Here is a 623-nt window from a genome sequence, read left to right as displayed (position 1 = left end):
CGCTCGTTTCACGCCGTGGAAATTCATCTTCCTAACAGGTCACCACACGCTATTTATGTCGATGATGAATTTTCGCTCGTTTCACGCCGTGGAAATTCATCTTCCTAACAGGTCACCACACACTATTTATGTCGATGATGGTGGCGGCGATTCTGGCATCTAGCGGCATGAAAGGTGTTCCACTGATCGCTCTTGGCTCTGTGGTTGTGGGTTCTGTAATGGTGTTCTTCCCTGCAATTGCGCACAAATACATGAAGCAAGTAACAGGCTCAGACGACGTTGCGATTGGTCACTTCTCTACCCTTTCTTACGTCCTAGCTGGTTTCATTGGCAGCAAGTTTGGTAACAAAGAGCACTCAACAGAAGAGATGAATGTCCCTAAGAGCTTGTTGTTCTTACGCGATACGCCAGTGGCTATCTCGTTCACAATGGGCATCATCTTTATGGTGACGTGTTTGTTCGCTGGCGGCGATTTTGTCCGTGAAGTCAGTGGTGGTAAACATTGGTCTATGTTTGCGCTAATGCAATCCATCACATTTGCAGGTGGTGTGTACGTCATCCTACAAGGTGTACGTATGGTTATCGCAGAAATCGTTCCTGCATTTAAAGGCATCTCAGACAAA

General features: G+C 46.7%; 1 pseudogene. It reads left to right on the top strand.

The window, feature by feature from the left end:
* Nucleotides 1–68: 68 nt before the first annotated feature.
* Nucleotides 69–623: pseudogene (locus R7E78_RS27930) on the top strand (PTS transporter subunit IIC); the annotation flags it as partial.

It is taken from the genome of Vibrio sp. YT-19(2023), assembly GCF_033337395.1.
The sequence above is the reverse complement of the archived record's forward strand: the minus strand, read 5'-3'. Positions and strand labels throughout refer to the sequence as shown.